We start from the raw sequence: 26,106 nt of genomic DNA, 5'->3' as shown, positions 1-26,106 counted from the left end.
CTTGAACGTTACTGCCATCTGCGATAGCCCTGAAAAGGCAAGCCATGTCGAGTAGAGAAAAACCCGTTAGTCTAGACTGGGCCTGATTCCACGATCACACAGGAGGTGATCCCATGCGATTCCCGAATACTGCCCTACCACGCCTGGCCCTGCCCCTGGCGCTCTCCCTGCTGGCCAGCCCGCCGGTATTCGCCGATGCCGAGCGTCTCGGCAACGACCTGCGGGCACTGGTCGCCGAGCATGGTGAGCTCACCATCGGCGACCTCTCCACCTCGCTGCTGGGCGGAGAGACCCGCGCCGAGGATCTGCGCTTCGAGAGCCTTGAAGGCGAGACGCTGCTGATCGAGCGTTATGTGGTCGAGGGGGACTACGAGCATCCGGATACCGTCACCCTCGAGGGCATTCGCGTGGAAGGTGTCGATCTCGAAGATGCCCCCCAGGAGCTCGAGGATGACCTGCTGCTGAACATCGGCAGCATCGTGGTGGAGGCGCCGGGCAGCGCCGTGCCGCCTCTCGACGACGAGACGCTGGCCGAACAGTGGTTCGAGGTGATGTCCCTGGCCGAACTGAGCCTCGACCACCCCGAGGGTGCGCTGGCGTCCCTGATCGGACTCGAGCTGGACGGGGACTTCGAGGATGGTGAGGGCGGGCTGTCACTCGAGGCCCTGGAGGTCGACCTGAGCCGCCTGATCGCGCTCTCGCCGGAAGAGGAGCGTACCCAGATGCGAATGGTCAGCAATGTGCTGACCGAGGGTAGTGGCTTGCTTCGTCTGGATGGCGGTTTCGATGCCCAGTGGGAGCCTTCGGGTGAACAGGAGGGGCGCCTGGTCAGCAGCGGTGAGTTGGCCCTGCGCGATGCCTTGTCCCTGGCCCTCGATCTGGAAAGTCTGCTGGCGTTGCCGGAAGGGGTGGACGTTGCCGAGTTGATGGCCGATGGCTCACTGCTGGAAGAGGCCAGCCTCGGGGGTGGTCATCTGGTGCTGAGCCTCGCCGAGCAGGGTCTCTTCGGGCGATTGATGACCCTGGGAGCGACCATGGAGGGCGTCAGTGAAGCCGAGTACCTCGAGAAGGCGCGGACCCAGGCCGAAGGTTTCGGGATGATGTTCGGTCCTCAGGTGAGCGATCTGCTCCATGGCCTGGTCGACCTGATGGCCGGAAGTGCCGAGGAGTTGGTGGTCACCCTCGATCTGCCCGCCGAGGAGCGTCTCGAGAGCTTCGCCGAAGACCCCCTGGCGCTGCCCGAGCGCTTCGCCATGCAGGTGGAGACGCGCTGACCTCGGGAGCAGGCCGGGAAAATGAACGCGTCGCGAGCAGGGATGACGTCGATTCATGTGAAAGGGGCGGGGGGCTGGGGTATCATGCCGTGATTGACTCAACCCCCCGTAATACGAGGTTTCCCGCCGATGTTCAGCCGTGACATGACGATTGCCGGTTTCGATGACGCCCTCTTTGATGCCATGCAGAAGGAGGTGCAGCGTCAGGAGGCGCACATCGAGCTGATCGCTTCCGAGAACTACGCCAGCCCCCGGGTCATGGAAGCCCAGGGCAGCCAGCTGACCAACAAGTACGCGGAAGGCTATCCCGGCAAGCGCTACTATGGCGGCTGCGAGTATGTGGACATCGTCGAGCAGCTGGCCATCGACTACGCCAAGGAGCTGTTCGGCGCCACCTATGCCAACGTTCAGCCCCACTCCGGTTCCCAGGCCAACGGTGCCGTCTTCCAGGCCCTGGTCAAGCCGGGTGATACCATCCTCGGCATGAGTCTCGATGCCGGTGGCCACCTCACCCACGGGGCCAAGCCCAACTTCTCCGGCAAGCATTACCATGCGGTGCAGTACGGTATCGACGACTCCGGTCGCATCGATTACGACGAAGTCGCCAAGTTGGCCCGTGAGCATAAGCCCAAGATGATCATCGCCGGCTTCTCCGCCTACTCCCAGATCATCGACTGGGGCAAGTTCCGCGAGATCGCCGATGAGGTGGGTGCCTATCTGCTGGTCGACATGGCCCACGTGGCGGGCCTGGTAGCCGCCGGCGTCTACCCGAACCCGCTGCCCCATGCCCATGTGGTGACCACCACCACCCACAAGACCCTGCGCGGCCCGCGCGGTGGCCTGATCCTCTCCAGCGAGGGTGACGAGCAGATCGAGAAGAAGCTGCAGTCCGCGGTCTTCCCGGGTGGCCAGGGCGGTCCCCTGGAGCACGTCATCGCGGCCAAGGCGATCTGCTTCAAGGAGGCGATGGCGCCCGAGTTCAAGACCTATCAGCAGCAGGTGGTCAAGAACGCCCAGGCGATGGCCGGTGTGTTCCTCGAGCGTGGCTATGACATCGTCTCCGGTGGCACCGAGGATCACCTCTTCCTGCTCTCGTTGATCAAGCAGGAGCTGACCGGCAAGGATGCGGACGCCGCCCTGGGCCGCGCCCATATCACCGTCAACAAGAACGCCGTGCCCGGCGACCCCCAGAGCCCCTTCGTCACCTCCGGGCTGCGCATCGGCACCCCGGCGGTGACCACCCGTGGTTTCGGCGAGGGCGAGTGCAGGGACCTTGCCGGCTGGATCTGTGACATTCTCGATGTGATGGCCAGGGGTGAAGATACCGCCGCCATCGAGGCTGAGGTCAAGGCCAAGGTCGAGGCCGTCTGCGCCGAGTTTCCGGTCTATCGCTGATCACGACTGACGGGTCCCCCTGGGGCCTGTCCGTCGCCGCGCTTTATTTCAAGACCCCGTCAGGCACCCCGCCTGACGGGGTCTTGCCGTATGGGGTCGACCAATGTCTAGCGGCGAATGGCCCGAAACTGCTTCACTCTATGTCGGACATAGGTTGCGATAGGTCGAACAGAGCACCCCCATGACGATACCGCAGAAACCCGACATCGCTGAGGACCTGGCGAGCGGCATCTTCGCCGGAGATTACCTCCCTGGCAGCTTTCTGCCCCGGGAGGTCGATCTCTGTGGCACCTACGGCGTCAGCCGAAGCACGGTGCGTAGCGCGCTTCAACAGCTGGTCTCGGGGGGCATGGTGGTACGAATCTCGGGGCAGGGAACCCGAGTATGTGATTTGACCGACTGGCATCTGCTCGACCCGCGGGTCAGTGACTGGATGGCGCGCTTCGCCCAGCCCAACCCTCGCATTCAACGCGACATCTTCGCCTTCCGTGTGGCGGTAGAGCCCTTCATGGCACGCCTGGCCGCCGAAAACGCCACCGCCGCCGACCTGTTGGCCATCGAGACCGCCTGGCACAACATGATCAGCGCGCTGAACTCCCCCGACCGCCGTTGGGCAGGGCGTAGTCACGACGAGCATGATGTAGCGTTCCATGAAGCGATCTTCGCGGCCACCCACAACCTGCTGTGGTCCCAGCTCAGCCATATGCTCAAGCCGGCCATCGGCCTGCTGGTGGAAACCTCCAATCACAGTGCCGCGGAGCTTGGCGACAGCATGGAGCGTCACCGTCTGCTGATGGAGGCAATCCGCCTGCGTCAACCGGAACAGGCCGAGCAGGCGGCACTGTCGGTGCTCGAACGCACCGGCCTCGACCTGGGCTTCGCCAGCTTCTTCGACCACTTACCCCCTCGGCTGCGCCTGCCTGGTGCAGCCGATCCCCGACCGGGCTGAACGTCCGGACATCACGGCAATCGCCAACCATGTGCTAGCTCGAACACCATAACAAGGAGTCAACCCATGCCATTGCTCAAGCCGCTTTCTGCCTTTGCCCTCAAGGGGATCACGGCCGCCCTCCTCGGGACCGTGGCGCTGTCCGCCCAGGCAGCGGAGTACGAGTGGACCTTCCAGACCTCAGAGACCGCCGGTGAGCCGCAGTTCGAGCTCAAGAAGGCGTGGGCCGACAACGTCAACACCATGTCCGGCGGGCGCATCGAGATCGAGATCCTGCCGGTCAACGCCGTGGTCCAGGCCAACCAGACCCTGGACGCCGTACAGTCCGGTATCCTCCAGGGTCACCTGACGGACCCCAGCTACTTCTCCGGTCGTGACCCGGCCTTCGGCATGCTCGGCAACCTGGTCGGCGCCTGGGGTGACCCGCTGGAGTTCCTCGAGTATATGAATCACGGCGGCGGCGAGAAGCTCTACAACGAGCTGGTCAACCCCTACGGCGTGCAGTTGATCGGCGCCGCCGCCACCGGCCTGGAGTCCTTCCCCTCCACGCGTCCGATCCGCACCGTGGAGGACCTCGAGGGCCTCAAGGTGCGCGCCCCGGAGGGCATGGTCTACAACATCTTCGAAAAGGCCGGTGCCGCCCCGGTGAACCTGCCGGGCTCCGAGGTCTACACCTCGCTGGAGAAGGGGGTGATCGATGCCGCCGACTACACGGTGTTCTCCACCAACCACAGCCAGGGCCTGCATAGCTTCGCCAACTACCCCAACTACCCGGGATTCCACTCGCTGCCCATGGTTTCCGTCTCTCTGAACAAGGAGATCTGGGATGGCCTGCCCGAGGATCTCCAGTCGATCCTCGAGACCTCGGTGGACAAGCTGGCCTACGAGATGGTGTTCGAGCTCAAGAAGCTGGATCTCGAGGCCGTGGCCGAGGCGCGTCAGGATCCCGAGATCGAGCTGATCGACATGGCCCCGGAAGAGCGTGCCAAGTTCCGCAACATCGCCAAGGAGGAGTGGGCCGCCTGGGCCGAGCGCAGCGAGATGAACCGCAAGGTTTACGACTCCGTGGTCGAATTTCTTCAGGCGCGCAACCTGATGTAAGCCGGTTAACCATTCATCACCACGTCGCCGCTCGGTCTCCTCCCGGGCGGCGTTCGACCGAGATACAGCATGACTCATCCCCCAAACGAATCCCGACATGGCGGGCACGGCGTGTCGGACGAACAGCGCTCGGAACGCGGCCCCGAGCGTACCGCCCTGGATCGCCTGGTGGCCCGTGGTGCGAGAGGTGCCGCCTGGCTGGTGCTGGTGGCCATGGCCATCAGCGTGGTCGAGGTGTTCCTGCGCTACGGCTTCAACAATCCCACTTCCTGGGTACACGAATCGGTGGTCTTCCTGGTGGCAGTCAGCTTTGCCCTGGCTGGCCCCGCCGCCCTGGCTCGTAACGCCCATATTCGCGTGCGTGTGCTCTATGACAGTGCCGGTCCTCGCCTCAAGTGCTGGATGGATCGCTTCAACGACTTCGTGACGCTGGGCTTCTGCCTGGCCATGAGCTATGCCGCCTTTCACATGTTCTGGCGGGCCTCTCACAACCCGTTCGGCGAGTGGCAGCTGGAGCGCTCCGGTACCTCCTGGAACCCCCCCTTTCCGGCGCTGGTGAAGGGAGTGATCCTGTTTGCCCTGGCGCTGATGACGCTGCAGGCGCTGCTCCACCTGGTGCAGTCGCTTCGTGCCCGTCCTGCTGACCCTGCGTCGGTCGATAACGAGGAGACGCGCTGATGGATATCGGGACGGCCACGATCGTCATGATCGCCGCCATCTTCGGCCTGCTGGTTACCGGCCTGCCGCTGGCCTTTATCACCGGCCTGGTAGCGATGATCTTCACCTTCGGCTGGTTCGGCGAGATGGCCCTGCCGCTGGTCACCAGTCGAGTCTTCAGTTTCATCACCGAATACTCGCTGGTCGCGGTACCGATGTTCGTGCTGATGGCTTCGTTGCTCGACCGCTCGGGCATCGCCAAGGATCTTTTCAATGCCATGCGGGTCTTTGCCGGGCGGCTGCCTGGAGGGGTGGCGGTGCAGACCATCGTGGTGGCCTTCTTCCTCGCCGCACTGTCGGGCATCATCGGCGGCGAGATCGTGCTGCTAGGCATCCTGGCACTGCCGCAGATGCTGCGCCTGGGCTACGACAAGCGGCTCTCCATCGGCGTGGTATGCGCGGGTGGCGCCTTGGGCACCATGATGCCGCCGTCGATCGTGTTGATCATCTACGGCCTGATCGCCAGCGTCTCCATTGCCGAGCTGTTTACTGCCGCGGTCACCCCGGCGGTGATCCTGATGGGCTCCTACATCGCCTACGTGCTGGTACGCTGCCTGAAGAACCCCGAGATGGGGCCGCCATTGTCTGCCGATACCCAGGACAACCCCTTCGACAGCAAGCTCGAGGCGGCCAAGGCGATTCTGCTTCCGGGCATGATCGCGTTTCTGGTGCTGGGCACCATCTACGGGGGGATCGCCTCGGTGACCGAGGCGGCGGCCATGGGGGTGTTCGGGGTCATGCTGGCCATCGTGCTGCGTGGCGAGTTCAGTATCGGCATGCTGCATCATAGTCTTGGCCAGACGCTCAACACCTGCGGCATGATCATCTGGATCGGCATCGGCGCCGCGGCCCTGGTGGGGGTCTATAACCTGATGGGGGGTAACCGCTTCGTCTCGGGGATGATCCTGGGCATGGAGGTGGCGCCCATCGTTATCATCCTGGTGATGATGGCGATCATGCTGGTGCTCGGCCTCTTTCTCGACTGGATCGGCATCGCCATGTTGGCCCTGCCGATCTTCCTGCCCATCGTTACCCAGTTGGGCTACGACCCGATCTGGTTCGGTATCCTGTTCGCGGTAAACATGCAGGTCTCCTTCCTGTCGCCGCCGTTCGGACCCGCGGCCTTCTATCTGAAGAGTGTGGCCCCGCCGGAAATCAGTCTGAAGGATATCTACCTTTCGGTATTGCCTTTCATGACAATTCAGCTACTGGTGTTGGCGGCACTTCTCGTCTGGCCACAGCTGGCAATATGGCCGCTATAGATGAGGGCAGAAAAAGGAAAAAGGGGGAGGCCTAAGCCTCCTCCTTTTCCTTGTATAAGGTTTCGGAAAGGGAAGGGGGTGAGCTATAAGGCGCTTAGATGTTGGGTGAATCTCTCTACAATTTCCAGGGGTGGCAGGACAATATCGAGGCACAAGGCCTCGTCGTCTCCCGGAGGTTCCAGGGTCTGAAGCTGGCTATCCAGCATATGGTCACCCTGGAAGAAGTGACCCTGCCGGGTATGCAGTCGTGTCAGCAGAAGCTCGCGGCTGCCGTCCAGGTAGAGAATCTTCAACTCCGGCGCACCGCTACGCAGGGTGTCGCGATAGCGACGCTTGAGTGCGGAGCAGCCGATGACCAGCGAGCGTCCCTGGCGGCGGTGCTCGCGGTAGAAGTCGGCCAGCGTCGCCAGCCACCCTTCACGGTCTCCGTCGGTGAGGGGCTCACCCCGCGACATCTTGGCGATACTGGTGGGGCTGTGGTGGTCATCGGCATCGATGAAGTCGGCCGGTATCGCCTCGGCGAGTAGCCGGCCGATGAAAGATTTTCCCGACCCCGAGACACCCATGACCAGCACGAGATGAGGGGGTGTCGATATCCTGTAGTGGCTCTCAATGGTCATGTTTGAAGCACGGTAATTTACGTGTGTTGCTAGATTAAAACTGCCGGCAGGGCTAGGCAAGAAGATTGTCGTTTTATTGGCAATAGTCGCCTCGCGAATACCCTTTGGGCGAATCCACTGTTGTGGATAGGCAGCGTGCAGGCGTGGATCTATTGTGCTGAAGGGAAAGGAAGCCATGGCAATGGTAATCCATGGCGAAAAGGAGGCATGCCCATGTCGACCCTGACGCTCCTGGGCGCGGTGAAGTAGGTCACTGGCTCCTGCTACCTGCTCGAGATCCTGCTGCAGGATGCGGCCTTCGTGATGGCCAAGGATATCGAGAGGGAGCACAAGTGGCGCAAGCGCAACGCCAGACCGCTGTTGGAAACACTCTATAAGCTTGACGCTGTCGAACAGACACTGTCCCAACGCGTCTCCCACTGCTATGGCCAGCCGGTGCACCTACTCGGTCTACCGGCTGCTGGGGGAATGCCTGCAAGTCGCAGGAGTCGCGGCCGGCGGTCTGGGCCGGCGACCAGGGGGGGGCACCCGTAACCGCGAGGCCACGGGCGCCCAGGTATGCCTCGGGGGGGTAGGCGATTGCCGTTGTGGAGTGACACAATCGCCGTATAGTCCATTTCGTGCTAAGTTTATTTCATGCAACGTCACTGGTGGACGATCCATCCGGCACGCTAACGGAGGTACCCATGAAGACCTTTTCCCTCTCGCCCAGCACCGGCACCGGCAGCCCCGAGGTGGCCGGTTTCTACGACTCGCGCACCTCCTCCATCCAGTATGTGATCAGTGATCCCGCTACCGGCAAGTGTGCCATCATCGACCCGGTGTACGACTTCGACGAGAACTCCGGGGCCACGGCAACTCATCACGCCGACGAACTGCTCGACTATGTGAAGGAGAAGGGATTCGAGGTCGAGTGGGTCCTGGATACCCATCCTCACGCCGACCACTTCTCCGCGGCCCGTTACCTCCGGGAGAAGACTGGCGCCCCCACCGCCATCGGCGAGAAGGTGGTAGAGGTTCAGAAGTTGTGGAAGGAGATCTATCACTGGCCAGACTTCCCCGCCGATGGCTCCCAGTGGGACCGTCTCTTCGCCGAGGGCGACACCTTCTCCATTGGTGAACTGGAGGCGCGGGTGATGTTCTCGCCGGGGCACACCCTGGCGTCGATCACCTATGTGGTGGGCGATGCCGCCTTCGTTCACGATACCCTCTTCCAGCCGGATTTCGGCACCGCCCGGGCCGATTTCCCCGGCGGCGACGCTCGTCAGCTCTGGCGCTCCATCCAGGCGATCCTCGAGCTGCCCGACGAGACGCGCCTGTTTACCGGTCACGACTACATGCCCGATGGCCGTGAGCCGGAGTGGGAGAGCACGGTGCGTGAGCAGCGCGAAACCAACCAGCACCTGGCCGGGGGCGTTACCGAGGATGACTACGCGGCGATGCGTGACAAGCGTGACAGCGAGCTGCCCATGCCCAAGCTGATTCTCCCCTCCCTGCAGATAAACACCCTGGGGGGACGCCTGCCGGAGCCCGAGGCCAACGGCAAGCGCTACCTCAAGATCCCGCTGGATGCCCTGGAGGGTGCTGCCTGGGAGTAAATCTACCGTTCACCGCTCACGGGCCCCGCACTTTCGGAGCCCGTGTCGTTTCGTGGTGTCTCACGGCGTGGGTGATATATAGCTAAACGAGCTATGCTTAGAACGTGTTTTTGGCTATGCTGGCGGTACAGCGGCACGCGACATCCCACGGAGGTTGTATCCCATGTCCAAGCCAGTCGTGACCCACTTCTTCGACGAGCCCACCAATACTTTCAGTTATGTGGTGCAGGATCCCGACAGCAAGTCCTGCGCAATTCTCGACTCGGTGCTCGACTTCGATTATGCCGCCGGGCGCACCGACGTGCGCTCCGCCGACGAGATCATCGCCTTCGTGCGTGACAACGCCCTGGAGGTGGAGTGGGTCCTCGAGACTCACGTGCATGCCGACCACCTCTCCGCCGCACCCTATCTGCATGAACAACTGGGCGGGCTGACCGGCATCGGAGCCAATATCACCCTGGTGCAGGATGTCTTCGGCAAGGCCTTCAATGCCGGCACCGAGTTCGCCCGGGACGGCAGCCAGTTCGACCGGCTCTTCGAGGAGGGAGACACCTTTGTCATCGGCAACCTCGAGGGGCGGGTGCTGCACACGCCGGGCCATACGCCGGCCTGCTTGACCTATGTGATCGGCGACGCCGCCTTCGTCGGCGACACCCTCTTCATGCCCGACTACGGCACCGCACGCTGCGACTTCCCCGGCGGTGATGCCCGGACGCTCTATCGCTCCATCCAGAAGGTGCTGGCGCTGCCCGACGAGACGCGACTCTTCCTGTGCCACGACTACAAGGCTCCGGAGCGTGAGGAGTTCCAGCACCAGACCAGCGTGGCCGAGCAGCGCGCCCACAACGTGCACGTTCACGAGGGAGTCAGCGAGGAGGCGTTCGTCAAGATGCGCACCGAGCGCGATGCCACCCTGGGCATGCCGAAACTGATCATCCCCTCGGTGCAGGTGAACATGCGGGCCGGGCAGATGCCCCCCGCCGAGGACAATGGCCAGGTCTACCTCAAGGTGCCGATCAATACGTTCTAACTACAGTTTCTAACGACACGCTCCAACCAGCGAGTGCCGAGGCAAGCCGCGTGAATCCGAAACGCTATCTGCCGATCCTGCAGTGGCTGCCCGACTACGGGCGCAGTACCCTGGCCAGCGACCTGCTGGCGGCGGCGATCGTCACCATCATGCTGATCCCCCAGTCGCTGGCCTATGCCATGCTGGCGGGTCTGCCCCCCGAGGTGGGGCTCTACGCCAGCGTCGCGCCGCTGGTGGTCTATGCGGTGTTCGGCACCAGTCGTACTCTGGCGGTGGGGCCGGTGGCGGTGGTATCGCTGATGACCGCCGCGGCGATAGGGCAGGTGGCGCCTCAGGGCACGCCGGAGTATCTCGGTGCAGCCTTGGCGCTGGCACTGTTGACCGGGGTGATCCTGACCGTGATGGGGGTGGCTCGGCTGGGTTTTCTGGCCAACTTCCTCAGCCACCCGGTGATCTCGGGGTTTATCACCGCCTCGGGGCTGGTCATCGCCGCCAGCCAGCTCAAGCATCTATTGGGCGTCGAGGCGAGCGGCCATAACCTGCTGGCGCTGGTGGTAGAGCTGGGTAGCCAGCTGAGCAGCGTCAACCTGCCGACCCTGGTGATCGGCCTTTCGGTGCTGGCCTTTCTGCAAGCCGCGCGGCGCCGGCTCAAGCCCGCCCTGTGTCGGCTTGGGGTACCGGCGCGCCCGGCGGACATGCTGACCAGGGCGGCGCCGATCCTGGCGGTGGCCGTGACGACTCTGGCCAGCTGGGGGCTGAGTCTGGATCGGCACGGAGTGGCGCTGGTTGGCGAGGTACCCGCGGGACTGCCGCCGCTGACCCTGCCCGGCTTCGACAGTGGCCTGTGGAGCGAGCTGTTCATCGCGGCATTGTTGATCAGCATCGTCGGGTTCGTGGAATCGGTGTCGGTGGGCCAGACGCTTGCCGCCAAGAGGCGCCAGCGCATCGACCCCGACCAGGAGCTGGTGGGGCTGGGGACCTCGAATATCGCCGCTTCACTGACCGGTGGCATGCCGGTGACCGGGGGTTTCTCACGTTCGGTGGTGAACTTCGATGCCGGGGCCGAGACCCCGGCCGCCGGGGCCTTTACCGCGGTGGGCATCGGTGTGGCGGCACTGTTTCTTACCCCACTGATCGCCTATCTGCCGATCGCCACGCTGGCGGCCACCATCATCGTGGCGGTGCTGTCGCTGGTCGACATCGCCGCGATCAAGCGCACCTGGGCGTATTCCCGCGGTGACGTCGCCGCCATGCTGGCCACCATCGCGGTGACCCTGGGAGATGGCGTGGAGAGTGGGATCATGGTCGGGGTGGGGCTGTCGCTGGCGCTGCACCTCTATCGCACCAGCCGGCCGCACAGTGCCGTGGTGGGGAGAGTACCGGGCACCGAGCACTTTCGCAACGTTCAGCGCCATGCGGTGGAGACCGACGAGTGCATGTCGATCCTGCGGGTCGACGAGAGCCTCTACTTCGCCAATGCGCGCTATCTGGAGGACACCGTGATGGCGCTGGCGGCTCGTCAGCCTGGCCTCGAGCATATCGTGCTGGCCTGCCAGGCGGTCAATGTCATCGACGCCTCGGCACTGGAGAGTCTGGAAGCGATCAATGCGCGTCTCAGGGACTCCGGCGTGTGCCTCCATCTGGCCGAGGTGAAGGGCCCGGTGATGGATCGACTGCAGCATACCGACTTCTGCCGCGAGATGACCGGCGAGGTGTTTCTAAGCACCTATGATGCCTGGTGCGAGCTGCGTGGCGAGAGCGATATCAGCCTGTCGCGGCGCTGTACCGAGCTGCAGGCAAACACGCTGCTCTAGCAGCAATTTCCCAAATGTTTCTTTAACAATGCACCCCCGGGTGCATCAAAGGAGAGAAGAGTGGACTGGAGCTCATCCCTGCAAGGGCTGGCCGGCGGCGTGCTGATCGGCCTCTCCGCGACCTGGTTGATGGCGACCCTGGGTCGCATCGCGGGCATCAGCGGCATCGTTGGCACCCTGATCACGGCGCGACCCAAGGGTGACAGCGCCTGGCGGCTGACCTTCCTGCTGGGCATGATCAGTGGCCCCATCGTGGTGATGCTGCTCGGCGGTGGCCTGGGCAATGTGGCGGGTGATGCCGTCGACGTCACCGGTCGGGTGATCGGCGAGCCAGCCGGCGGCGTGGCGCTGATGCTGCTGGCCGGACTGCTGGTGGGCCTGGGTACCGGCCTTGGCAGCGGCTGCACCAGTGGCCATGGGGTCTGCGGCCTGGCGCGGCTCTCGGTGCGCTCGATGGTGGCTACCATCACCTTCCTGGTGGCGGCGATCGTCACCGTGTTCATGGTGCGACACGTGGTCGGAGGTGGCGCATGAAAACGCTGATGGGCTATATCGCCGGGCTGCTGTTCGGCCTGGGGCTTGCCGTCTCCGGCATGACCGATCCGGCCCGGGTGCTGGGCTTTCTGGATATCGCCGGCGCCTGGGACCCGACGCTGATGTTCGTGCTCGGCGGCGCCGTGGTCACCAACTTTATCGGCTACCGTCTGGTCTTCAAGCGCGCTAACCCGTTGTTTGCCGAGCGCTTCCAGCTGCCCACCCGCCAGGACCTGGATGCCCGCCTGATCGGCGGCTCGGCGCTGTTCGGCATCGGCTGGGGGCTCTCCGGCTACTGCCCGGGGCCGGCCATCGCCTCCGTCGCCGGGCTGACGGCACCGCTGGTCGCCATGCTGGTGGCGATGGTGGCGGGCTGGTTCCTGGCCAGGGCGATGCCTGCGCCCAGTTGAGTTTGTGCTGTATCAAGAGCTCCCCCTCAGGATCGGCCTGCGGGGGAGTCGTTGTCTACGACCAATGGCTCGCCGGGAGTGGTTTAACTCACGATAGCCATTAACGCTGGCTTAATGACCCGGTGACAAGATGACGCACATTCAGAGGAGCCTTACGCCATGCACGTACTGCTGATCGAGGATGACGCCCTGGTGGCGTCGGGCATTCGCGCGGGGCTTGCGGTGTACGACTATGTCGTCGATCACGTGACCTCCATCACCGAGGCGCGTCGCGCCCTGGCGAGTGTCGCCAGCGATGTGGTGATCCTCGACCGCGGGTTACCCGACGGCGATGGCCTGAACCTGCTGATGGAGTGGCGCGATGGCGGGGTGACCACCCCGGTGCTGGTGCTGACCGCCCACGATGCGGTCAGCGACCGGGTGGCGGGGTTGCAGGGCGGTGCCGACGACTATCTGGTCAAGCCCTTCGACCTCGACGAGCTGGTGGCGCGGCTGCAGGCGCTGCTGCGTCGCGCGGCGGGGCGTTCGCATCCGCTGATCGAGCACGGTGCCCTGTGTCTCGACCCGGTGGCCCGGGAGGTCACCCTCGATGGTCGTCCGGTAACGTTGTCGCGCCGTGAGCTGGTGCTGCTCGAGGCCTTCCTGCATGCGCCGCGCAGCGTGCTGTCGGCCGACCAGCTCAAGGATAGCCTCTATGGCTTGAGCGAGGATGTGGAGAGCAACGCCCTCAACGTGCATATCCATCATCTGCGCCGCAAGCTCGGCAGCGGGCTGATCGAGACGGTTCGCGGGCTGGGGTATCGGCTGGGGCCGCCACTGGGCGAGTCAGCCGACGAGTCAACCGAAAAGGAGCGATCGTGAGCCTGCGCACGCGGCTGCTGGTGACCCTCGGCGTCACCCTGCTGGTGCTGTGGGGTCTGGCCGCCGCCTGGCTGCTGCGTGATCTGGAGGAGCAGTTCGTGGCCACCCTCGATCAGCGCCTCGCCCAGTCGGCGCGCATGGTCGCGGGGCTGATGGCCCAGCTGCCCCAGGAGGTGTGGCTCGAGGCCGACCGACGGGCACTGTCGATCCCGCCCACCGAGGGACTGGCCTGTCAGGTGCATTCGCCGCGCGGCGAGATCATGGCGCGGACGCATACCGACCTGGGGTCGATCCTGGCGATGGGGGAGGCCGGCGGGCACGCCTACCGTGAAGAGGGTGGCGTGACCTGGCGGGTCTTTACCTATGAGCGCAACGGGCTGACCATCACCACCGCCGATCGCATGGATGAGCGCGATATGCTGCTCGGCAATGTCATCAAGGTGGCCACGGTGCCCTTCGTGGTGGCCATGCTGGGCAGCCTGGTGGCGCTATGGATCGGGGTAGTACGTGGACTCTCGCCCATCGCCCGGCTGCGTGATTCCCTGGCCCGGCGCCATCCGGATGCCCTGGCGCCGGTAGCCACCTACGGGGTACCGAGGGAGTTGCGTCCGCTGGTGGAGACCCTCAACGGCCTGCTGGCTCGCGTTCAGCAGACCATCGTGCGCGAACAGCGCTTTACCAACGATGCGGCCCACGAGCTGCGCACGCCGCTTACCGCCATCAAGACCCATCTGCAGGTGGCGAGTCGGGTGGAGGGCAGGGCCGCGCGCGACGCTGTCGTCTACGCTGAGGAGGGCGTCGAGCGTCTGGCACGAATTCTCGACCAGCTGTTGATGCTGGCACGGGTGGAGGGGCGACTGGCCTTCGAGGACGGCACCCTGTGCCGACCCGCTGAGGTGGTGGCCCTGGCGCTGCGCGATAGCGGTGCCGCGACGTCACGCTTCGAGCTGCCCGAGGCGTGGCCACAGGCCCCGCTGGCGCTGCCGCGGGAGCTTGCCGTGACCGCGCTGCGCAACCTGATCGATAACGCCCTGCGCCACGGCGGCGAGGCATCGCGAGTGACCCTCGGCGTGGAGAGCGATAGCCGTACGTACCTGACATTCAGGGTGATCGACCAGGGGCCCGGGGTCGATGAGGAAGTCATGAAGCAGATGGTCAGGCGGTTCTGGCGTGCCAGCAAGCAGCACGGCAGCGGCCTGGGCCTGACCATCGTGGTGGCGATCGCCGAGCGTTTCGGTGGTCGCCTGGAGTTTACCAGCCCCGCGCGGGGTGGGCTGGAAGCGCGCCTGACCCTTCCGGTCCAGGCCAGTAATAGTGCCCCGGCGAGGGCATGACACGACAAGGAGAAGACCGATGACCGGCAAGAGGATCGCGAGTGGGCTCGGCCTGCTGCTGGGTGCCGGGCTGGCTGCCAGCCAGGCCGTGGCGCTCGAGGGGGACGCCGAGCGAGGCAAGGCGGCGGCGGGAACCTGTGTGGCCTGCCACCAGGCCGATGGCATGGGCATGAACTTGCCGAAGGGGGAGTCCTGGCCGCGCCTGGCCGGGCTGCCGGCGGCGTATATCGCCAAGCAGCTGCACGATATCAAGGAGGGACGTCGCGGGGCGCCCACCATGCTGCCGTTCGCCAATATGCTCGACGACCAGCAGATCGCCGACGTGGCGGCCTACTATGCCGAGCTCGAGCCCTGGCCGGAACTTCCCACGGCCTATCATGCCGCCGACCCGAATGACGAGGCCGAGTGGCTGGCAGAGCGCGGTGACTGGTCCGAGGACAAGATGATTCCGGCCTGCAGTCAGTGCCATGGCCCCAATGGTCAGGGGGTGGGTACCAGCTTCCCGCCACTGGCGGGTCAGCATGCGGGGTATATCGTCAGCCAGCTCGAGGCCTGGCGCGATGGCAGGCGTCATAACGACCCCAACGATCTGATGGTGGGGATCGCCGAGCGCCTCGACGAACAGCAGATCGAACTGATAGCCGACTACTATGCCACCCTGCCGGAGCGTATCGCCGCCCAGGGCGATGCGGCACAAGAGGAGAGCGGTCAATGAGCCAGCGTAGATTCCACCTGTTGATGGCCGGCACCCTGACCTCGGCGCTGGGCCTGCCCCTGACCGCACTGGCCCAGGATGATCAGGTCCAGCGTGACTACCAGATCCCGTTGCCCGAGGCGCCGGCGGGGGAGGTCACCTTCCAGCCACCCCTGGAGCGCGACATCCCCGACAACCAGTACGGCGATATGGTGCGCAAGGGGCGTGATCTCTTCCTCAACACCCAGGCGCTGCGGGGAGAGTATGTCTTCAGCGAGCAGAACTGCGCCAACTGCCACCTCGATGCCGGCCGGCTCGCCAACTCGGCACCGATGTGGGCCTCCTTCGGCGTCTATCCCGCCTATCGTGGCAAGAACGACAAGGTCAATACGCTCGCCGAACGCATTCAGGGCTGCTTCACCTACTCCATGAACGGCAAGCCGCCGGAGAACGGCAGCGAGCCGCTGGTCGCGATGCAGACCTACCTGCACTGGATGGCCACCGGGGCGCCGATCAACGAATCGCTGCCGGGGCGCGGTTATCCCAAGCTCGAGGAGACCGAGCAGGGGGCCGACCGCGAGCGGGGGGCCGAGGTGTATGCCCAGCAGTGTGCGGTCTGTCACGGCGATGAGGGCCAGGGGCAGAAGGTCGGCGAGCGCCAGGTCTTCCCGCCGCTGTGGGGCGATGGCGCCTACAACTGGGGGGCCGGCATGCACCGTGTGAATACCGCGGCCAACTTCATCAAGGCCAACATGCCCCTGGGCAAGCCCTACTCGCTGACGGATCAGGAAGCCTGGGATGTGGCGGCCTTCATCAACAGCCAGGAGCGGCCCCAGGACCCGCGTCGTCGCACCCTCGACACGCTGGATGAGACCGCCGAGATCTTCCATGACCATCATGGCTTCTATGGCAAGGAGATCGACGGCAAGCGTCTGGGGGATCATGCCGACTTCGGCGAGAATCCCGTCCCCCTCGACGGCTGATTCCTGCCGGGCGGAAGTGAAGCGCCCCGCTGCCCTGAAGGCAGCGGGGCGCTTTTGCGAGCAGGTAGTGCTGACAGCGATGCTTCGCTGGCCGCTCAGGGCGCCGGGCCGCCCATGACCTCCTCGAGGCGCTCGGGGCTGGGCACACCCTCGACGCGGTCGACACGGTCACCATCGCGGTAGAGCGTGGTGGGCGTGGCCATGAAGCCCAGCGAGTCGAACAGCTGATTGTTGGCGTAGACCTGCTCCTCGACCTCGCGCGACTGGGGGCCCGCTTCGATCTCGTCGCCATCGCCGCTGTGGGCATGAAGGGCGGCGGCGGGGTCCTCGGCACCCAGCAGGGCGGCGGCCTTGGCGGGGCTGTCCGAGGCCAGAACGCCAATCATGATATGGCGCAGCTGTACCTGGCCGGCCTCGACCCAGGGGCGGGCCTCGTGCCAGAACTGGCGGCAGTAGGGGCAGTTGGGATCGGTGAAGGTGTAGATGATACGCCCTGCATCGGGGCTGCCATCGGCGATCCAGTGGCTCGCTTCCAGATCCTGCCAGATCTCGGCGAACTGCGTGGCACGCACATGCGTGTCAAGTGCGGGCTCGGAGAGGTTGTTGCCCTCGGCATCGACCAGGGTGCCGATAATGGCATGCTCGCCGCCCGGTAGCAGGTAGACGGCTACCTCGCCGCGGGAGTGGCTGGCGCCGTAGCCGGTCAGGCCGGCCGGCGCTTCGAACTCGCTATGAATGGTCAGCCCCTGGTCGGTGATGGCTTTCACGGGGGCCGGCAAATCGGCGGGGTTCGGATCATCATTGGCCAGAGCGAGGGGCGTGAGGGTCAGGGTCAGCGCCGCGAAGGCAGGCATCCTGAGGAGATATCGCATGGTAGGGTCCTTGTGCGGTTGTCGTGAAGATTAAGCAGCCTGGGGTGACGTCAGGGCATCAGCGCAGGCGTTCCAGCCCTTGGCGCAGGGTAGCGTGGGAGAGCTCGCCGAAGTGGGTGTTCACCAGTTGCCCCTCGGCGTCGTAGAAAAGGGTGGTGGGCATGGCCATGGCGCCGGTGACGTCGCCCAGGGTGGTTTGAGCATCGAGTAGCACGTTGTCCAGATCCAGAGACATCTCGTCCAGGAAGCGGTTCACCAGTGCCACGTTCTCGCCCTGGTTAACGAAGGCGAAGGTAATGTCGCTGATCTCGTTCTGGGCCTGCTCGAACACCGGCATCTCGCGGCGGCATGGCGGGCACCAGGTGGCCCAGAGATTGACCACCAGCGGCTTGGCCTCGCGCTCGGCCAGTTCTGGCAGAGCGGTCGGATCGCCCGCGAGGGTAGTCAAGGGAGTGTCGGGGAGCGGACGGCCCTGCTCCTCGATCAGCAGCAGGGGGCCTGCGGTCAGTCCCCAGGCGAGTGTGCCGGCCAGCAGTGCGCCACCCAGTGGCCGGCGCTGGCGGGGAGAGCGCCATAGCCGCCAGGCGGCGTACCCCAGGCCCGCTACCAGACCGCCCACGGCATCGAAGCCGCCATCGCGGATATCCAGCATCGAGAGGATGCCATCGTAGCTGTTCCAGTAGCGCGCCACGAACACCAGGCGGGCGCCGACCAGGGCGACCAGCAGCAGGTTGAAGAGGGTGTCGGCGGTGGGGGTGCGATGGCGGCGGCCGATCAACGCCCCGGCCAGCAAGGCGACGCCGAAGGCCAGGATGATCAACAGCTGGCCGATCGAGAAGCCCATGGGGCCCACGGCGATACTCTGGTTCAATGCCTGCATGGGAAGTGCTCCTTGCCAATGAGTTCAGCGGCGTTCACGTCGCCGGAGGCCGAGCCTGGCAGCCAGTGATTAGCGTTGCATTAACCGGCCCGGCGCTGAGACGTTATGTCGCAAGGGTGAACAGGCGCCTCGGCCTGGCCTAAGCTTGCTGGCCTGAGCCTTGCTCCCTGTTTCCATCACCGAAGAAGGAATATCCTGCATGCTGCCACGCTCCCCGATGTCATGGCGCCTCCCCATGGTGGCGCTGCTTGCCTCACTGGTCAGCTCCGCGGTACTGGCCGATTCGCTGCGAGTCGAAGGCGTTCATGTGCGCGCCGTGCCGCCGGTCTCCACCACCACGGCCGCCTTCATGGTGCTGCACAATGAAGGGGAAACCGACCGCTCCCTGGTGGCGGCGAGCACACCGGCCGCCCGGGTGGCGGAACTGCACAACCATGTGGATGTGGATGGCGTGATGCAGATGCGCCGGGTCGAGGCGGTTCCGTTACCGGCCGACGCGAGTGTCAGCCTGGCCCCGGGCGGTTATCACCTGATGCTGATCGACCTGGCCGCACCGCTCCACGAGGGTGACGAGGTGGCGCTCAGCCTGACCTTCGATGATGGCCACACCCTGGAGCTCGAGGCACCGGTGCGGCGTATCGAGACCATGGGGCACTGATCGGCACTGCTGTGCGAATGGGGCTCGAGTCGCTACAATGCGACGAGTCCCGTTTCTTCGTTCTGGAACCCTGTCATGCACTGTCCCTTCTGCGGCACCCACGACACCAAGGTCACCGATTCGCGGCTGGTCGCCGAAGGGGACCAGGTGCGCCGGCGTCGCCAGTGTGTGGCCTGCGGTGAACGCTTTACCACCTACGAGACCGCCGAGCTGATCATGCCGCGGGTGATCAAGGGCGATGGCTCCCGCGAAGCCTTCAACGAGCAGAAGATGCGCGCCGGCATGCTGCGCGCCCTGGAGAAACGTCCGGTAAGCGCCGAGGCGATCGAGGCCGCGGTGCAGCGCATTCGTCAGACCCTGCGCGCCCGTGGCGAGCGTGAGGTCCACGCGCGCGATATCGGCGAGGCGGTCATGGCCGCGCTGCGCGGTCTCGATCAGGTGGCCTATATTCGCTTCGCCTCGGTCTATCGCCGCTTCCAGGATATCGATGAGTTTCGCGCCGAGATCGAGCGTCTCGCCCAGGACCCCGACCAGACGCCCCCTCGCTGATACGGAGCCCCCATGGCCCACCCTACGCCTTCTGAAGCCTGGATGGCTCGCGCCCTCGAGCTGGCCCAGCGTGGCCTCTACACGACACACCCCAATCCACGTGTGGGCTGTGTGCTGGTCAAGCACGACCGCCTGGTGGGGGAGGGCTACCACGCCCGTGCCGGTGAGCCCCATGCCGAGGTAAACGCCCTGATGGATGCCGGCGAGGAGGCCCGCGGCGCCACCGCCTACGTGACCCTGGAACCCTGCTCCCATCAGGGGCGAACCGGCCCCTGCGCCGTGGCGTTGATCGAGGCCGGTGTGGCGCGAGTGGTCATCGCCATGGAGGACCCCAATCCGGAGGTGGCCGGCCGCGGCGTTGCCCTGTTGCGTGATGCCGGCATCGCGGTGGAGGTCGGCGTGATGACGGCCCAGGCACGGGCGCTCAACCCCGGTTTTATCCTGCGCATGGATCATGGCCGCCCCTTCGTGCGCCTGAAGATGGCCATGAGTCTCGATGGCCGTACCGCCATGTCATCCGGCGAGTCACAGTGGATCACCGGTCCCGAGGCGCGCCGTCAGGTGCAGCGGCTGCGTGCCCGCTCGAGCGCCGTGCTTACCGGTGTCGAGTCGGTGATCTTTGATAATTCGCGACTCACCGTGCGTGCCGACCAGCTCGGCCTCGACGATGCCGCCACCATCGCCGCTCGCCAGCCGTTGCGGGTGATCGTCGACAGCCAGCTGCGGTTACCCGAAGCGGCGGCCTGCCTGACCGAGCCAGGGCGCACCCTGGTGGTTGCCGTGGAGGGGGTCGAGGAGGAGCGAGTCGAGCGGCTGACCCGTGCCGGGGCGGAGGTGCTGACCCTACCCGCCGGCAGCGAGGGGCGGGTCGACCTCGAGGCCCTGTTGCGCCATCTTGCCGAGGTCGAGCAGGTCAATGAGGTACTGCTCGAGACCGGGGCGACCCTGGCCGGCGCCATGCTCGATGCCGGCCTGGTCGACGAGATGCAGCTGTTCGTGGCGCCGACTCTGCTCGGCGGCGATGCCCGGCCGCTGTTCCAGCTCGCCGGCATCGAGACCATGGCGCATCAGCGCGGCCTGGATATCCTCGATATCCGCGCCGTGGGGCAGGATTGGCGCATTACCGCGCGTCCACGGCGCCGTATCCAGGCGCAGGAGTAGCTCGTCATCAGGCACGAGGGGCGCTGGGGGCAAGCCGAAGGGGAGGTCCTATGCCATGGATGGCATCGGTAGCGTACAGGGAGGTATTGACAGCGCCTCCCCGTAGGCTTGCCGCCAGATCAGCCCCGAGCCGGGGGAAGCTATCTACGGCTTCAAGGCCACTTTACTGGCGCCCGATGCCGCGCCAAGGTACCCTGACGCCGTTTCCGAGGCGAGGCGACGCCGATGGACGACGCGACCGTCGTCGTTTGGCAACGCCCGCCGCGTAGAATTTCTGGAGATCTCATGGTGCACGCCACTGCCGGGGGCCTGGCCCCCATCGAGGACCTGATCGAGGATATCCGTCAGGGCAAGATGGTGATCCTGATGGATGATGAGGATCGTGAAAACGAAGGCGACATCATCATGGCCGCTGAGAAGGTGCAGTCCGAGCACATCAACTTCATGGCGCGCCACGCCCGCGGCCTGATCTGCCTGCCGATGACCCGCAACCGCTGCGAACGGCTCAAGCTGCCGCTGATGGTCAACGACAATGGCTCGGGCTTCGGCACCAAGTTCACCCTCTCCATCGAGGCCGCCGAGGGCGTCACCACCGGCATCTCCGCCGCCGATCGTGCCCGCACCGTCCAGGCCGCCGTGGCTCATGACGCCAAGGCCGAGGATATCGTGCAGCCCGGCCATATCTTTCCGCTGATGGCCGAGCCGGGTGGCGTGCTGCGGCGTGCCGGCCACACCGAGGCCGCCTGTGACCTGGCCGCCCTGGCCGGGCTCGACCCCAGTGGCGTGATCTGCGAGATCATGAACGACGATGGCACCATGGCGCGGCGTCCCGAGCTGGAGCGCTTCGCCGAGGAGCACGGTATCAGGATGGGCACCATCGCCGACCTGATCCACTACCGCATCCACAACGAGCAGACCGTGGATCATGTGGAAGAGACCCAGGTGTCGACCGCCTTCGGCGACCTGACGCTCCACGTGTTCCGTGACAGCATCCAGGGGGCTCACCATGTGGCGCTGGTCAAGGGGCGGCCGAGTCCCGAGGCGCCGACCACGGTGCGCGTGCACCTGGCGGACACCCTGCGCGACCTGCTCTGCCTGCAGAAGGGCGAGGGTGGTCACTGGACCTCTCACCAGGCTATCGCCGAGGTGGCTCGCAGCGAGCGTGGCGTCTTCGTGCTGCTCGATCAGGGGCGACCGGGACTCGACCTGCGCGACCAGCTGGATACCTTCCTCGAGCGTCGCCGTGCCCCGCGTACCAGCGACTCGGACGGTGCCGGCAACTACCTGACCATCGGCACCGGTTCGCAGATCCTGCGCCATCTGGGCGTGGGCCAGATGCGGTTGCTCAGCTCCCCCTGGAAGTTCTCGGCGCTATCCGGCTTCGATCTGGAAGTGGTGGAGCGGCTGGGGCCCGAGGATGTGTCGGCCGGCGGTGAGGGGGCGGCCGGCGAGTGAGCCGATGCCCCCGCGGCACGCCCGACGCGACCTTTCAGCATTTTGTATCTGCACACCCATTCAGCATTTGCGTTCAACATTCCCATTCAACATTCTCATTCAACACCAGGCGCGGGTCGACCGCGCCAGTGAGTCTCAGCAGGAAACCGACATGGAACCCATTTCTCAAGTGGAAGGCAGCTTCGTCGACGTCGACGGGCGCTATGTGATCGTGGTGGGCCGCTTCAATCACCATGTGGTGGACAGCCTGGTAGAGGGCGCCGTTGACATCCTGGTGCGCCATGGCGTCGATGCCGAGAACATCGATATCGTCCATGTGCCCGGCGCCTGGGAGCTGCCGCTGGCGGTCAAGCAGGTCCTCAAGGCGGCGCGCCCCGAGGCCGTCATCGCCCTCGGCGCGGTGATCCGTGGCGGCACGCCGCACTTCGAATATGTGGCCGGCGGGTGCAATTCGGCCCTGGGGACTCTGCAGCTGGAGTTCGAGACGCCCATTGCCAACGGCGTGCTCACCGTCAACTCCATCGAGCAGGCCATCGAGCGTTCCGGCACCAAGGCCGGCAACAAGGGGGCCGAGGCCGCCATGGCGGCCATGGAGATGGTGTCGCTGATGCGCCAGCTTGGCGGCGGCGCCGAGGAGGAGGCATGAGCCGCGAACGCGCGCCTTCCAAGGCGCAGCAGTCGCGTCGTGCCGCCCGCGAGCTGGCGGTGCAGTGCCTCTACCAGTGGCAGCTGACCGGCAAGTCCATGAGCGCGGTGGAGGCGGAGTTCCGCAGCCAGCTGGCCGATGATGACCTCGAGGATCACGAGAACTGGCACAAGGTCATGGGGATCGCCGACCTGGCCCTGTTCCATGAGCTGGTGCACAACGTATCGCGTTTTCGTGCCGACCTGGATGCCTCCATCGCGCCGCTGCTCGACCGCAAGCTCGAGGAGCTCGACGCCATCGAGCTCGCCATCCTGCGCCTGGGCGCCTACGAGCTCTCGCGCCGCCTGGAGGTGCCGTATCGTGTGGCGATCAACGAGGGGGTCGAGCTGGCCAAGTCGTTCGGTGCCACCGACGGCCACAAGTACGTCAACAGCATCCTCGACAAGCTTGCCGGGCGCCTGCGTGGCGCCGAGGTAGCCGCCCGCCGCCGCTGAAGGGTGACCGGATGCACAGCGAATTCGAACTCATCGCACGCCACTTTACCCCCGCCACGCCCGGCCCCGAGTCCGGTGTGGCCCTGGGGGTGGGCGATGATTGTGCGCTGCTGGCCCCCACCCCGGGCCGGCGGCTGGCGGTGAGCGTCGACACCTCGGTGCTCGGGGTCCACTTTCCGCCCGGGGCGCCCCCCGAAGCGGTTGGCCATCGCGCCCTGGCGGTCAGTCTCTCCGATCTGGCCGCCATGGGGGCCAGGCCGCGCTGGTGCTTTATGGCGCTCACTCTCGAGGAGAGTGATGACGCCTGGCTGGAGAGCTTCTCGCGCGGCTTCCTGGCGCTCTGCGAGGAGACCGGCACCAGCCTGGCCGGCGGCGACATCACCCGTGGCCAACTGGCCATCGGCGTCACCGTGATGGGGGAGGTGTCACCCGAGGCGGCCATCGGCCGGAGCGGGGGTCGTCCCGGCGACCTGCTGGCGGTGACCGGGGCCCTGGGCGGTGGCGCCGGAGGCCTGGCCGCCTGGCAGGCGGGTGAGCGTGACCTTGCACACCCGCTGCTTGAGCGCTACCTCACCCCCCAGCCGCGGCTGGCCGCCGGCCAGGCCCTGGCGGGGCTTGCCACGGCCGGCCTGGATATCTCCGACGGGCTGCTTGCCGATCTGGGGCATATCCTCGAGCGCTCCGGAGGCGGCGCACACCTCGAGCCCGAGGCTCTGCCGCTGGCCGAGGGGCTGGTCGAGGCGCTGGGCGAGGAGGGCGCACAACAGGCGGCCCTGACCGGCGGCGACGATTATGAGCTGTTGGTGAGCCTGCCCCCCGAGCAGCTGGAGGAGGCCCGGTCACGCCTGGCGGGGCTGTCACTCCCCCTCACGGTGGTCGGTCGGCTCACAGAAGTCGCCGGCGTGAGTGGTGTGACGGCGACCCAGCGCACCGGTTGGCAGCACTTCCACGGTGCTGGCCGGGGAGGCAAACCATGAATCGAGCCCCGTCCAGTGTCTGGCATCGTCCATCGCACTTTCTGGCCTTCGGCCTCGGCAGCGGCGCCGTGCCCTGGGCGCCGGGTACCTTCGGCACCCTGGCGGCCATCCCTTTCTACTGGCTGCTCTCCGAGCTATCGCTCTCCTGGTACTGGGGCGTCGTTATCATCGCCTTTGTCTGGGGCGTATGGCTCTGCGAGAAGACCTCCCGCGACCTCGGTGTCCACGACCATTCGGGCATCGTCTGGGACGAGTTCGTGGGCTACTGGATCACCATGGCGGCCATTCCCTTCTCGTGGGAGTCGGCGCTCTGGGGGTTCCTGATCTTCCGGGTCTTCGACGTGATCAAGCCATTCCCCATTCGCTGGGCCGATCGTCGTGTGGCCGGCGGCTTCGGCATTATGATCGACGATGTTCTCGCCGGCATCTTCGCCGGCAGCCTTATGCACCTTTGGTTCTGGCTACACTAGACCCTAAAACCAGAGCCTAGATTGGTATCGCGGTGGTGTCGGCTGCCGGGGTGCCGCAGGGAAGGGAGTCACCATGCGCAAGGAACGACTCATCGTGCCACTGGTGGTAGGGCTGGCGTCGCTCTGGGCCGTGGCCCAGTATGCCGCCTCGCTGCTCTTCGAACGCGAGCTGGTGCGCATGTTGAGCGACCTGGAGGCGCGCGGTGAGCTGGTGGTCGAGCGTGTCGCCGTTGAGCGTGGCTGGCTCTCCTCGTCGGGACGCGTTGCGATCGCCCCGCTGCTGGGGGATGACTGGCAGCTCGCCTTCACCTACTCTGCCCGCCACGGGGTGCTCAGCACCCGGCTGGATGGCGAGCTTCACCCTACCCTGGGGCCGGAGCAGCAGCGCCTGTTCGGCGACGCCCTGCCATCCTCGGCACCCCGCTGGCATGCCCGCTATCAGACTCTGGGAGGGACACTCGAGGGCAGTATCGGATTGTCGCCCTTCGTGATTCATCAGCAGGAGCGCGAGCTCGACTTCCAGGGCGGTCAGGTGACCTTCGGTGGCGAGTATGGCGACTGGTGGCTGCGTGCCAGGCTCAAGCCGCTGCGCCTCAGTGATGGCGACACTACCCTGGAGGCGGGACCTTCGAACCTCGAGAGCCGCTACGCCTACACCGCGGGTGCCTACCACTTCACCCAGCATGACCTGCTGCATCTTGACCAGCTTACCTGGCGTCAGCCGGGACTGGTGCTCGATGGCAGCGAGCTGGACTATCGAAGCCGCATGGAACTCGATGACAGCGAGCTGCGCATCGAGGGTGAGCTTGTCCTGGGAGAGCTGGTGGCCGAAGAGCAGGTGCTGTTGACCGGCCGGGTGGAGGCGCAGCTCTCGCGTCTGCATGCCGAGGCCCTGCGAACGCTGCTCAGCCGGCTGCGCGAAGAGGTCATGCAGGCTCATCGCTACACCCCGCGTGAATTGATCGAACGGCTGGAGCCTGAGTTCAAGGCCCTGCTGCAGGACTCGCCGCGTCTGGATATCAGCAGGGTGGATCTCGACAGCCCCATGCTCGGTGTTTCCGTCCAGGGGGAGGGGGTGCTGATCTTCGATCCACGACATCTCGATGAGCTCAGGGTGGCTCGCCTCGATGACCCCGAGGAGCAGGCGCATTGGCGCCGCCGCCTCGACGGCGACTTCGTCTGGCGTGATGTGCCTACCGTGGTGGCCCTGTGGCTGGGCCTGCCGTTGAGTACCCAGGAGCTGGTGGTGGACGTTATTCGCGGCAAGGTGCGCGTCAATGGCCGCCCGCTGCCGCCGCTCCGGCGCTGACGGCGGGTCGTCAGGCTTGAAGTTCCCGCTCGTCGCCCGCATCCCTAAGAGCATTGGCT

General features: G+C 65.5%; 27 protein-coding genes. 24 read left to right on the top strand and 3 right to left on the bottom strand.

The window, feature by feature from the left end; all coding sequences use genetic code 11:
• Positions 1–113 precede the first annotated feature (113 nt).
• The 6 genes from IOC61_RS06510 (at position 114) to IOC61_RS06485 (ending at position 6,698) form a co-directional block, all read left to right on the top strand.
• On the top strand, positions 114–1,274 hold the full coding sequence (locus tag IOC61_RS06510) for a hypothetical protein (protein ID WP_195688057.1): 1,161 nt from the start codon (positions 114–116) through the stop codon (positions 1,272–1,274).
• A 129-nt stretch (positions 1,275–1,403) separates the two neighbouring features.
• Positions 1,404–2,669, top strand: a complete 1,266-nt coding sequence (gene glyA, locus IOC61_RS06505) for a serine hydroxymethyltransferase (protein WP_195688056.1) — start codon at positions 1,404–1,406, stop codon at positions 2,667–2,669.
• A gap of 181 nt (positions 2,670–2,850) precedes the next feature.
• Positions 2,851–3,618 (top strand): FadR/GntR family transcriptional regulator, encoded by a 768-nt coding sequence (locus tag IOC61_RS06500; RefSeq protein WP_195688055.1) that lies wholly within the window; start codon positions 2,851–2,853, stop codon positions 3,616–3,618.
• 66 nt (positions 3,619–3,684) lie between these two features.
• Positions 3,685–4,719, top strand: a complete 1,035-nt coding sequence (locus tag IOC61_RS06495; protein WP_195688054.1) for a TRAP transporter substrate-binding protein — start codon at positions 3,685–3,687, stop codon at positions 4,717–4,719.
• Between the two features lie 69 nt (positions 4,720–4,788).
• Entirely contained in the window at positions 4,789–5,397 is a 609-nt protein-coding gene (locus IOC61_RS06490; RefSeq protein ID WP_195688053.1) for a TRAP transporter small permease subunit, read from the top strand.
• Positions 5,397–6,698, top strand: coding sequence for a TRAP transporter large permease (locus IOC61_RS06485; protein ID WP_195688052.1), 1,302 nt, complete (start codon positions 5,397–5,399; stop codon positions 6,696–6,698). The genes IOC61_RS06490 and IOC61_RS06485 overlap by 1 nt, the downstream gene beginning before the upstream one ends.
• 83 nt (positions 6,699–6,781) lie before the next feature.
• On the opposite strand, the gene IOC61_RS06480 is transcribed toward IOC61_RS06485, so the two are convergent.
• The gene (locus IOC61_RS06480) at positions 6,782–7,318 is read right to left on the bottom strand and encodes a gluconokinase (RefSeq protein WP_195688051.1); all 537 of its coding nucleotides are present in this window, start codon (positions 7,316–7,318) and stop codon (positions 6,782–6,784) included.
• A 686-nt stretch (positions 7,319–8,004) separates the two neighbouring features.
• Here IOC61_RS06480 and IOC61_RS06475 point away from each other — a divergent pair.
• From IOC61_RS06475 to IOC61_RS06435, 9 genes are all read left to right on the top strand, one after another.
• Positions 8,005–8,916, top strand: a complete 912-nt coding sequence (locus IOC61_RS06475) for an MBL fold metallo-hydrolase (RefSeq protein WP_195688050.1) — start codon at positions 8,005–8,007, stop codon at positions 8,914–8,916.
• Between the two features lie 163 nt (positions 8,917–9,079).
• Positions 9,080–9,946, top strand: coding sequence for an MBL fold metallo-hydrolase (locus IOC61_RS06470; protein WP_195688049.1), 867 nt, complete (start codon positions 9,080–9,082; stop codon positions 9,944–9,946).
• A gap of 50 nt (positions 9,947–9,996) precedes the next feature.
• Positions 9,997–11,760, top strand: coding sequence for a SulP family inorganic anion transporter (locus IOC61_RS06465; RefSeq protein WP_195688048.1), 1,764 nt, complete (start codon positions 9,997–9,999; stop codon positions 11,758–11,760).
• Positions 11,761–11,820: 60 nt separating this feature from the next.
• Complete coding sequence (locus tag IOC61_RS06460; protein ID WP_195688047.1) at positions 11,821–12,294, top strand: YeeE/YedE family protein; 474 nt, start codon at positions 11,821–11,823, stop codon at positions 12,292–12,294.
• Positions 12,291–12,704, top strand: coding sequence for a DUF6691 family protein (locus IOC61_RS06455; RefSeq protein WP_195688046.1), 414 nt, complete (start codon positions 12,291–12,293; stop codon positions 12,702–12,704). The genes IOC61_RS06460 and IOC61_RS06455 overlap by 4 nt, the downstream gene beginning before the upstream one ends.
• A gap of 159 nt (positions 12,705–12,863) precedes the next feature.
• Positions 12,864–13,565 (top strand): response regulator transcription factor, encoded by a 702-nt coding sequence (locus IOC61_RS06450; RefSeq protein WP_195688045.1) that lies wholly within the window; start codon positions 12,864–12,866, stop codon positions 13,563–13,565.
• Positions 13,562–14,899 carry an ATP-binding protein gene (locus IOC61_RS06445; protein WP_195688044.1) on the top strand — a complete coding sequence of 446 codons (1,338 nt, stop codon included), beginning with the start codon at positions 13,562–13,564 and terminating at the stop codon, positions 14,897–14,899. The genes IOC61_RS06450 and IOC61_RS06445 overlap by 4 nt, the downstream gene beginning before the upstream one ends.
• Before the next feature lie 19 nt (positions 14,900–14,918).
• Positions 14,919–15,614 carry a c-type cytochrome gene (locus IOC61_RS06440; protein WP_195688043.1) on the top strand — a complete coding sequence of 232 codons (696 nt, stop codon included), beginning with the start codon at positions 14,919–14,921 and terminating at the stop codon, positions 15,612–15,614.
• Positions 15,611–16,576, top strand: a complete 966-nt coding sequence (locus tag IOC61_RS06435; protein ID WP_195688042.1) for a c-type cytochrome — start codon at positions 15,611–15,613, stop codon at positions 16,574–16,576. The genes IOC61_RS06440 and IOC61_RS06435 overlap by 4 nt, the downstream gene beginning before the upstream one ends.
• Positions 16,577–16,671: 95 nt before the next feature.
• Here IOC61_RS06435 and dsbG read toward each other — a convergent pair whose 3' ends face one another.
• Positions 16,672–17,448: a thiol:disulfide interchange protein DsbG gene (gene dsbG / locus IOC61_RS06430; protein WP_229332975.1), complete on the bottom strand. Its 777-nt coding sequence runs from the start codon at positions 17,446–17,448 to the stop codon at positions 16,672–16,674.
• Positions 17,449–17,506: 58 nt separating this feature from the next.
• Entirely contained in the window at positions 17,507–18,328 is an 822-nt protein-coding gene (locus IOC61_RS06425; protein WP_195688041.1) for a TlpA disulfide reductase family protein, read from the bottom strand.
• Positions 18,329–18,527: 199 nt separating this feature from the next.
• On the opposite strand from IOC61_RS06425, the gene IOC61_RS06420 reads away from it, so the two are divergent.
• From IOC61_RS06420 to IOC61_RS06380, 9 genes are all read left to right on the top strand, one after another.
• Positions 18,528–18,986 (top strand): copper chaperone PCu(A)C, encoded by a 459-nt coding sequence (locus tag IOC61_RS06420; protein WP_229332974.1) that lies wholly within the window; start codon positions 18,528–18,530, stop codon positions 18,984–18,986.
• A gap of 75 nt (positions 18,987–19,061) precedes the next feature.
• The gene (gene nrdR / locus IOC61_RS06415) at positions 19,062–19,535 is read left to right on the top strand and encodes a transcriptional regulator NrdR (protein WP_195688040.1); all 474 of its coding nucleotides are present in this window, start codon (positions 19,062–19,064) and stop codon (positions 19,533–19,535) included.
• Between the two features lie 12 nt (positions 19,536–19,547).
• On the top strand, positions 19,548–20,696 hold the full coding sequence (ribD, locus tag IOC61_RS06410; protein WP_195688039.1) for a bifunctional diaminohydroxyphosphoribosylaminopyrimidine deaminase/5-amino-6-(5-phosphoribosylamino)uracil reductase RibD: 1,149 nt from the start codon (positions 19,548–19,550) through the stop codon (positions 20,694–20,696).
• A 285-nt stretch (positions 20,697–20,981) separates the two neighbouring features.
• Entirely contained in the window at positions 20,982–22,151 is a 1,170-nt protein-coding gene (gene ribBA / locus IOC61_RS06405) for a bifunctional 3,4-dihydroxy-2-butanone-4-phosphate synthase/GTP cyclohydrolase II (RefSeq protein ID WP_195688038.1), read from the top strand.
• A gap of 151 nt (positions 22,152–22,302) precedes the next feature.
• Positions 22,303–22,797, top strand: coding sequence for a 6,7-dimethyl-8-ribityllumazine synthase (gene ribE, locus IOC61_RS06400; protein ID WP_195688037.1), 495 nt, complete (start codon positions 22,303–22,305; stop codon positions 22,795–22,797).
• Positions 22,794–23,291: a transcription antitermination factor NusB gene (gene nusB / locus IOC61_RS06395; RefSeq protein ID WP_195688036.1), complete on the top strand. Its 498-nt coding sequence runs from the start codon at positions 22,794–22,796 to the stop codon at positions 23,289–23,291. Before ribE ends, nusB begins: the two co-directional genes overlap by 4 nt.
• A gap of 11 nt (positions 23,292–23,302) precedes the next feature.
• The gene (gene thiL / locus IOC61_RS06390; protein ID WP_195688035.1) at positions 23,303–24,268 is read left to right on the top strand and encodes a thiamine-phosphate kinase; all 966 of its coding nucleotides are present in this window, start codon (positions 23,303–23,305) and stop codon (positions 24,266–24,268) included.
• Positions 24,265–24,738 (top strand): phosphatidylglycerophosphatase A, encoded by a 474-nt coding sequence (locus IOC61_RS06385; protein WP_195688034.1) that lies wholly within the window; start codon positions 24,265–24,267, stop codon positions 24,736–24,738. Before thiL ends, IOC61_RS06385 begins: the two co-directional genes overlap by 4 nt.
• Positions 24,739–24,811: 73 nt before the next feature.
• Positions 24,812–26,047, top strand: a complete 1,236-nt coding sequence (locus IOC61_RS06380; protein ID WP_195688033.1) for a DUF945 family protein — start codon at positions 24,812–24,814, stop codon at positions 26,045–26,047.
• Positions 26,048–26,106 lie beyond the last annotated feature (59 nt).

Source organism: Halomonas sp. KAO (assembly GCF_015595025.1).
In the GTDB taxonomy this organism is placed as follows: Bacteria; Pseudomonadota; Gammaproteobacteria; order Pseudomonadales; family Halomonadaceae; genus Halomonas.
This window is presented reverse-complemented; position numbering and strand designations above follow the sequence as displayed.